Genomic DNA, 8,232 nt, shown 5'->3' with positions numbered 1-8,232 from the left:
CCCGCCGCCGAGACCCCGACCGCCACCGCTCAGGACGCCGCCGCGCCCGCCGAGGCGCCCTCCGCTCCGGCCGCGAAGGCGCCCGCCGAGGGTGAGGACGGCGGGACGCGGCGCGCCCGGCGCCGGGTCGCCCGGAAGGCGGCCGTCGGGTTCTCCGAGCCGACGGCGTCCGCGGCCGAGGACGCGCCCGCGCGGCCCGCTCGGCCCGCCGTGGCCGTGTTCCAGGCCCCGGTGTTCACCGAGCCGATGTTCCAGACGCCGGAGCGGGCTGCCGCACAGGCCGCCGCCGAGGCCGAGGCGGAGGTCGCCGAGAGCGACGAGACCACCGAGCCCGTCGGGTACGCCCCGGAGGAGACCACCGGCGGGTCGCGCCGTCGGCGTCGCCGCCGCGGCGAGCCCGCCGAGGCGGAGCCCGTGACGGCCGACGAGGCTCCCGAGGCCGACGAGGCCGAGGAGTCGGACGAGTCCGAGGAGCCCGAGGGGGCGTCCGAGGACGGAGCCGACGACGAGTTCGGCGAGGAGGAGTCCACCGGGTCGCGGCGTCGCCGCCGCCGGGGCGGCCGTCGCCGCCGCCGGGGCGAGTCGGCCGAGGGCGAGAGCGACGAGCTCGCCGCCGAGCAGGCCGCGCAGGACGCCGAGGACACCGCCGAGCAGGTCGACGAGGACGCCGAGGACGAGGGCGACTCCGACGAGCGCGACGAGGCCTCCGGCTCCAGCAGCAGCCGTCGCCGCCGTCGCCGTCGCCGTCGCGCCGGGGACTCCTCCGGTGAGGCCGACGCCTCGTCGGACGACCCCGAGCGCACCGTCGTCAAGGTCCGCGAGCCGCGTGAGCGCCGCGCCAAGGAGACCGAGCCGTCGGACGAGGTGCAGTCCATCAAGGGCTCGACCCGTCTGGAGGCGAAGAAGCAGCGCCGCCGGGAAGGCCGTGAGCAGGGGCGCCGTCGCGTCCCGATCATCACCGAGGCCGAGTTCCTCGCCCGCCGTGAAGCCGTCGAGCGGGTCATGGTCGTCCGCCAGAGCGGCGAGCGCACCCAGATCGGCGTCCTCGAGGACAACGTGCTCGTCGAGCACTACGTCAACAAGGAGCAGGCCACCTCGTACGTCGGCAACGTCTACCTCGGCAAGGTGCAGAACGTGCTGCCGTCGATGGAGGCCGCCTTCATCGACATCGGCAAGGGCCGCAACGCCGTCCTGTACGCCGGTGAGGTCAACTTCGAGGCACTCGGCATGGCCAACGGGCCGCGCCGTATCGAGAGCGCGCTCAAGTCCGGGCAGTCCGTCCTCGTCCAGGTCACCAAGGACCCGATCGGACACAAGGGCGCCCGCCTGACCAGTCAGGTCTCGCTGCCCGGCCGCTACTTGGTCTACGTCCCCGAGGGGTCGATGACCGGTATCAGCCGCAAGCTGCCCGACACCGAGCGGGCCCGGCTGAAGACCATCCTCAAGAAGATCGTCCCCGAGGATGCGGGCGTCATCGTGCGCACCGCCGCCGAGGGTGCGAGCGAGGACGAGCTGCGCCGTGACGTCGAGCGGCTGCAGGCGCAGTGGGAGGACATCCAGAAGAAGGCGAAGAGCGGCAACGCCCCGACGCTGCTGTACGGCGAGCCGGACATGACCGTCCGCGTCGTGCGCGACATCTTCAACGAGGACTTCTCCAAGGTCATCGTCAGCGGCGAGGACGCCTGGGAGACCATCCACGGATACGTCTCCCACGTCGCGCCCGACCTCGCGGACCGGCTGCAGAAGTGGACCTCCGAGGTCGACGTCTTCGCGACGTACCGCATCGACGAGCAGCTGATGAAGGCGCTCGACCGCAAGGTGTGGCTGCCCAGCGGTGGTTCGCTGGTGATCGACAAGACCGAGGCCATGGTCGTGATCGACGTCAACACCGGCAAGTTCACCGGCCAGGGCGGCAACCTGGAGGAGACGGTCACCAGGAACAACCTGGAGGCGGCCGAGGAGATCGTGCGCCAGCTGCGGCTGCGCGACCTCGGCGGCATCGTCGTCATCGACTTCATCGACATGGTGCTGGAGTCCAACCGGGACCTGGTGCTGCGGCGCCTGCTGGAGTGCCTCGGCCGTGACCGTACGAAGCACCAGGTCGCCGAGGTCACCTCGCTGGGCCTCGTGCAGATGACCCGCAAGCGGGTCGGGCAGGGTCTGCTGGAGTCCTTCTCCGAGACCTGCGTCCACTGCAACGGGCGTGGCGTGATCGTGCACATGGACCAGCCGACGGCCGCCGGTGGCGGTGGCAAGCGCCGCAAGCGCGGGCGTGGCGGCGCGGAGCACGACCACGAGCATGTGGCCGCGCCCGAGGCCGTCGAGCCGGAGGCCGCCGAGACGCTGGAGCCGGCCGAGGTCGCGGAGGTGGCCGCCGAGGTCGCCGAGCCCCTGGCGCTGCCCTCGCCCGAGTTCGAGCCGGACGAGGAGCTGTACAGCAGCGTCGCCGAGGCGGAGGCCGCGGTCACGCGCGGTCGTTCGCGGCGCCGGGTGACCCGTCGGGCCTCCGCGCCCTCGGGTGCGCCGAAGCGCCGGGAGACCGTGGCTGCCGCCCCGTCCGAGGACGTCGAGGAGCGGGCTCCCAAGTCGCGTGAGGCCGCCGAGGCCGAGCCGGTCGCGGTGGAGGACCCGGTCGTCGAGACGCCGGCCGCGGTGAGCGCCGAGGAGGCCGCGCCCAAGGGCCGTACGCGTCGGCGGGCGACCCGGAAGGTGTCCGCGCCCGCGGGTGCCCCCGCCGGGACGGCCGCGGACGACGCCGTGGTGACGGTGGCCGAGTCCGTCGCGGAGCCGGTCGTCGAGGCCGTGGCCGAGCCGGTCGTGGAAGCGGCGGCGGAGCAGCCCGAGGCGGTCGTCGCCGAGAGCGCGGCTCCGGCCCGCCCGAGGCGGCGTGCCGTGCGCAAGGCGACGGCGCCCACCGCGTCGGAGGAGACCGCGGTCGTGGTCGTGCCGTCCGCCGCCGCGGAGGAGACGGCGCAGGCTCCGGCCGAGGACGCCGCCGAGGTCGCGGAGGAGTCCGAGGCGCCCGCCAAGAAGGCGGCGGCGCGGAAGACGGCCAAGAAGGCGACGGCGAAGAAGGCCGCCACGAAGAAGACGGCGGCCAAGAAGACGGTCGCCAAGAAGGCCACGGCCAAGAAGGCGACGACGAAGAAGTCGGCCTCGAAGAAGACCACGGTCGCCGCCGAGCAGGCGTCGAACACGGTCACCGCTTCGACCGACGAGAGCTGAGCCCCACGGGGCGGGCCACGGCCCGCCCCGCACCGAGGCCCCCGTCCGGCGGATCAACTGCCGGGCGGGGGCCTTCGTGTTGCCCGGACAGGGGCGAGAAAGCTCACACAACGCGGCGGCGTTTAGGGCGGTTTGGGCTGCACTTTTGGCGCGTAAGCACCCCCTGCCTCTTGGATCACTCGCGGACGCCTGTAAAACTCACGTAGTCGTACGAGCAAGAGCGTTGAAGCACTACCTCGACGCACGGTCCGTCCGCTGGGGCGAGCACCCGGGGCCGTGAGCGGGGAACGGGGAGGGGATCGCATGGCGCGTGTGCGCCTGACGAGCACGAGGCGGCACCGCCCTGGGGGGCCGGCCGGGGCCGCGCGCAAGGCGCTGGCGCTGGCCACCGTCCTGTCGGCGGCCGGGGTACAGACCGCGGTCTCCGCCGGGACCGCGCAGGCCGCCCCCACCTGGACCGAAGGGCCCGTCTTCAACGACCCGTTGGGCGAGGAGAGCGAGCAACTCGCGATACGTACGCGCCTGATCGACCTGACGGCGGCCGCGCTGCCCGGCTCCACCATCAAGGTCGCCGTCTACCACGTGTGGGAGGCGTCCGTCGTCGACGCGCTCGTCGCCGCCAAGGACCGGGGCGTCAACGTCCAGGTCCTGCTGGACGAGTCGAGCGTCAGCGACCGCCCCGCCAACACCGCGTACGGCAGCCTCGTCTCCGCGCTCGGCACCGACCGCACGAAGGGCTCGTACATAGCGACCTGCCCCGTCGACAAGTCCTGCCTCGGTGACCCGAAGTACGGGCAGTCGATCATGCACAACAAGTTCTGGCTGTTCTCGGCGGTCGAGGGCGCCACCAACGTCGTCGTGCAGACCACCTCGAACTCGACGCCCTCCGCGCACACCAAGTTCTTCAACGACGCGCTGCTGCTGCCGAACAACCCGACGATGTACGACGCCTACGCGGACTACTTCGACACGATGGTGGGCCGGGACTGGGCGGGCTGGGAGTACCGGACCGTCAGCAACGGCCTGTACAAGGCGTACTTCTTCCCCCGGGCGGGGAGCACACGGGCCACCGACAGTGTGTACTCGGTGCTCAACAACGTGCAGTGCTCCTACAAGGACACCGCCGGGGTCACCCGGAAGACCTGGGTACGGGTGGCGATCTTCAAGATCACGCGGATGGCGATCGCGGAGAAGCTGGTCGCGCTGAAGAAGGCCGGCTGCAACGTGAGCATCGTCTACGCCGAGTCGGACAGCGCCAAGAGCTCGGGCGGCACGCCGGGCACCTGGGAGAAGATGCACACCTCCGGCGGGCCGACCGTGCGCTGCTACAACGACGACCGGGACCCGCTGAACCCGGGGCAGAAGCTCACCACGCCGTACATCATCCACTCCAAGTACATCCTGGTGGACGGCGCGTACGACGGGGTGCGCAACAAGATCAGCTTCACCGGGTCCGGGAACTACACCGGTCCCGCGCTGCGTGAGAACGACGAGTCGATCGTCAAAGTCGACGACGACGCCGTGCACGACATGTACAAGGCCCACTTCGACCAGGTGATCAAGGTCGCCCATCCGGGCAAGTCCGACACCACGGACCTCTGCAAGGGCGTGAAGCCGCTGCCGGCGGACGGCGAGAAGCCGACCGGGTGAGGCCCGTGGGCGCCGGGCGGGGCTCGGTTTGACCCGTTCGAGCGTCGCCCCGTAACCTTGACCGTCGGCGTGTCCGTAAGCAGACGCGCCACATCCCCGTAAACCTCATCCTTCCGGGCGCCGGGCGCCTCGGGAGAGGCCGCACGCATGTCGGGCGGCTGGACTGCGGGGGTGCCGTTCCCGAGCGAGAGAGTGAGATCCGCGTGTACGCCATCGTGCGCAGCGGTGGTCGCCAGCACAAGGTTGCTGTCGGCGACATCGTTGAGGTTGACAAGATTTCCACCGCCCAGGTTGGCGACACGGTCGAGCTCTCGACCCTGCTCGTTGTCGACGGCGACGCTGTGACCAGCGACCCGTGGGTGCTGGCCGGCATCAAGGTCCAGGCCGAGGTCGTGGACCACCACAAGGGCCAGAAGATCGACATTCTGCGCTACAAGAACAAGACCGGCTACCGCCGTCGTCAGGGCCACCGCCAGCAGTACACGGCGATCAAGGTCACTGAGATCCCCACGGCTGCGAAGTAAGGGACTGAGGAGACATGGCACACAAGAAGGGCGCATCGTCCACCCGGAACGGTCGCGACTCGAATGCCCAGCGGCTCGGCGTGAAGCGCTTCGGCGGTCAGGTCGTGAGCGCGGGTGAGATCCTGGTCCGCCAGCGTGGCACCCACTTCCACCCCGGCGCGGGCGTCGGCCGTGGCGGCGACGACACGCTGTTCGCGCTGAACGCCGGTGCGGTGCAGTTCGGCACCAGCCGTGGCCGCAAGGTCGTGAACATCGTTCCGGTCGCCTGAGTCTTCCGACCAGGGCTTCCGTAGAGCGATTTCGTCGAGGCGGACCTCACTTCCCGTACGGGAAGCGGGTCCGCCTTTGACGTGTTACAGCTAAGACAATTCCGTACACCACGCATTGCGCGTAACTGGAGGCACCCACCATGACCACCTTCGTGGACCGCGTCGAGCTGCATGTCGCCGCGGGTAACGGAGGCCACGGCTGTGCCTCCGTCCACCGTGAGAAGTTCAAGCCGCTGGGCGGCCCCGACGGGGGCAACGGCGGCCGCGGCGGCGATGTGATCCTGACCGTGGACCAGTCCGTCACCACGCTGCTCGAATACCACCACTCCCCGCACCGCAAGGCCACCAACGGCAAGCCGGGCGAGGGCGGCAACCGCTCCGGCAAGGACGGCCAGGACCTCGTCCTGTCCGTACCGGACGGCACGGTGGTCCTCGACAAGCAGGGCAACGTCCTCGCCGACCTCGTCGGCCACGGCACCTCCTTCGTCGCCGCGCAGGGCGGCCGGGGCGGCCTCGGCAACGCGGCCCTCGCCTCCGCCCGCCGCAAGGCGCCCGGTTTCGCGCTGCTCGGCGAGCCGGGGGACCTGCGCGACATCGTCCTGGAGCTGAAGACCGTCGCCGACGTGGCGCTGGTCGGTTACCCGAGCGCGGGCAAGTCCTCGCTGATCTCGGTGCTGAGCGCCGCGAAGCCGAAGATCGCGGACTATCCGTTCACGACCCTCGTCCCCAACCTGGGCGTGGTGACGGCCGGCTCGACGGTCTACACGATCGCCGACGTGCCGGGCCTGATCCCCGGCGCCAGCCAGGGCAAGGGCCTCGGCCTGGAGTTCCTCCGGCACGTGGAGCGCTGCAGCGTCCTCGTCCATGTCCTGGACACGGCGACGCTGGAGTCCGACCGCGACCCCGTCTCCGACCTCGACATCATCGAGGAGGAGCTGAAGGAGTACGGCGGGCTCGACAACCGGCCGCGCATCGTCGTCCTCAACAAGATCGACGTGCCCGACGGCAAGGACCTCGCCGAGATGGTGCGGCCGGACCTGGAGGCCCGCGGCTACCGCGTCTTCGAGGTGTCCGCGGTCGCCCACATCGGTCTGAAGGAGCTGTCCTTCGCCCTCGCGGACCTCGTCGGCAAGGCGCGGGCCGCCAAGCCGAAGGAGGAGGCCACCCGGATCGTCATCCGCCCGAAGGCGGTCGACGACGCGGGCTTCACCGTCACGCGCGAGGAGGACGGCCTCTTCCGGGTGCGCGGCGAGAAGCCGGAGCGCTGGGTGCGCCAGACCGACTTCAACAACGACGAGGCGGTGGGCTACCTGGCCGACCGGCTGAACCGGCTCGGCGTCGAGGACGAGCTGATGAAGGCGGGCGCCCGCTCCGGCGACGGCGTCGCCATCGGTCCCGAGGACAACGCGGTCGTCTTCGACTGGGAGCCGTCCGTCACGGCCGGCGCGGAGATGCTCGGCCGCCGCGGCGAGGACCACCGCTTCGAAGAGCCCCGCCCCGCCGTCCAGCGCCGCCGCGACCGCCAGGCCGAACGAGACGAACTCGACCAGGCGTACGACGACTTCGAGCCCTTCTAAAGGGGACGTGCGGCCTGAGAGGGCACGTGCGGCCCGAGGGGGGCACGTAAGGCCCGAGAGAGCACGCACGGCCCGAGGGGGCGGGGGTTGCCTGAGGGGGCGCGTGCGGCCCGAGGTGCCGGGGGCGGCCCCGGCCCGAGAGGGCACGTACGGCCCGAGAGGGCGGGGAGCGGCCTGAGGGGGGCACGTAAGGCCCGAGAGGGCACGCACGGCCTGAGAGGGCGGGGGTTGCCTGAGGGGGCGCGTGCGGCCTGAGGGGGCGGGGGTTGCCTGAGGGGCACGTGCGGCCCGAGGGGGCGGGGTTGCCTGAGGGGGCGCGTGCGGCCCGAGGTGCCGGGGGCGGCCCCGGCCCGAGAGGGCACGTACGGCCCGAGAGGGCGGGGAGCAGTCTGAGGGGGCGGGCGCGACCTGAGGGGGCGGGGGCGGCCTGAAGGGGCACGTAAGGCCGGGCACGCACGGCCCGAGAGGCCGGGAAGCGGCCCGAGAGGGGCAGGCGCTACCCGAGGAGGCGTGGGCCTCTGAGGGGGCAGGCGCGACCCGAGGGGCGGGGGCGGCCTGAAGGAGCACGTAAGGCCGGAGACGGCACGCACGGCCCGAGAAGGCGGGGGCGACCCGTGGGGGCGGCGGCTGCCCGAAGGGGCGGGCGCTACCCGAGGGCGGTAGCCGGTCGAAGGGCGGGCCCTGTGCCCTCGCGGGCGGGCTGCTGCGACGCACGGGCATGTGACGGGGTGAGCTGTCCCCACGGCACCCCTGAACAGCCGGGGCCAGCCCCCACAAGGGGCGCGGGGAACTGCGCGACAAACCACAAGGCACCCGCAGCCGCCGCACGGCCCACACCCCCGAGTCCTTGGGCGCACCGCCCCCCGTTATGTTTTTTTGCGGTCCTGCAAGAGGACCGCTGGCCTCCGGGCCCGGCATGACTTTTGCCCCCTGTCGAACGCATGACCTGGGGGGTGGTGTCACCGGGTCTGAGGGGTGCCGTCGGAG

General features: G+C 71.7%; 5 protein-coding genes. All 5 read left to right on the top strand.

All coding sequences use genetic code 11. The annotated features are described in order from the left end of the window. A partial coding sequence (locus M8J73_RS44295; RefSeq protein ID WP_249829914.1) for an Rne/Rng family ribonuclease occupies window positions 1–3,225 on the top strand: 3,225 nt, incomplete at its 5' end. A 303-nt stretch (window positions 3,226–3,528) separates the two neighbouring features. Further along, a complete protein-coding gene (locus tag M8J73_RS44290; protein WP_055541987.1) occupies window positions 3,529–4,875 on the top strand; it encodes a phospholipase D-like domain-containing protein in 1,347 nt (448 codons plus the stop codon). 203 nt (window positions 4,876–5,078) lie between these two features. Then, window positions 5,079–5,399 (top strand): 50S ribosomal protein L21, encoded by a 321-nt coding sequence (gene rplU / locus M8J73_RS44285; protein ID WP_020269559.1) that lies wholly within the window; start codon window positions 5,079–5,081, stop codon window positions 5,397–5,399. Between the two features lie 14 nt (window positions 5,400–5,413). After that, on the top strand, window positions 5,414–5,668 hold the full coding sequence (gene rpmA, locus M8J73_RS44280; protein ID WP_055515300.1) for a 50S ribosomal protein L27: 255 nt from the start codon (window positions 5,414–5,416) through the stop codon (window positions 5,666–5,668). Between the two features lie 140 nt (window positions 5,669–5,808). Further along, entirely contained in the window at window positions 5,809–7,245 is a 1,437-nt protein-coding gene (gene obgE, locus M8J73_RS44275; protein ID WP_055541986.1) for a GTPase ObgE, read from the top strand. Window positions 7,246–8,232: the final 987 nt, after the last annotated feature.

It is taken from the genome of Streptomyces neyagawaensis, from assembly GCF_023516595.1.
Lineage (GTDB): Bacteria > Actinomycetota > Actinomycetes > Streptomycetales > Streptomycetaceae > Streptomyces > Streptomyces neyagawaensis.
Note: the sequence above shows the minus strand (reverse complement) of the source record. Positions and strands in the feature narration are given on the sequence as shown.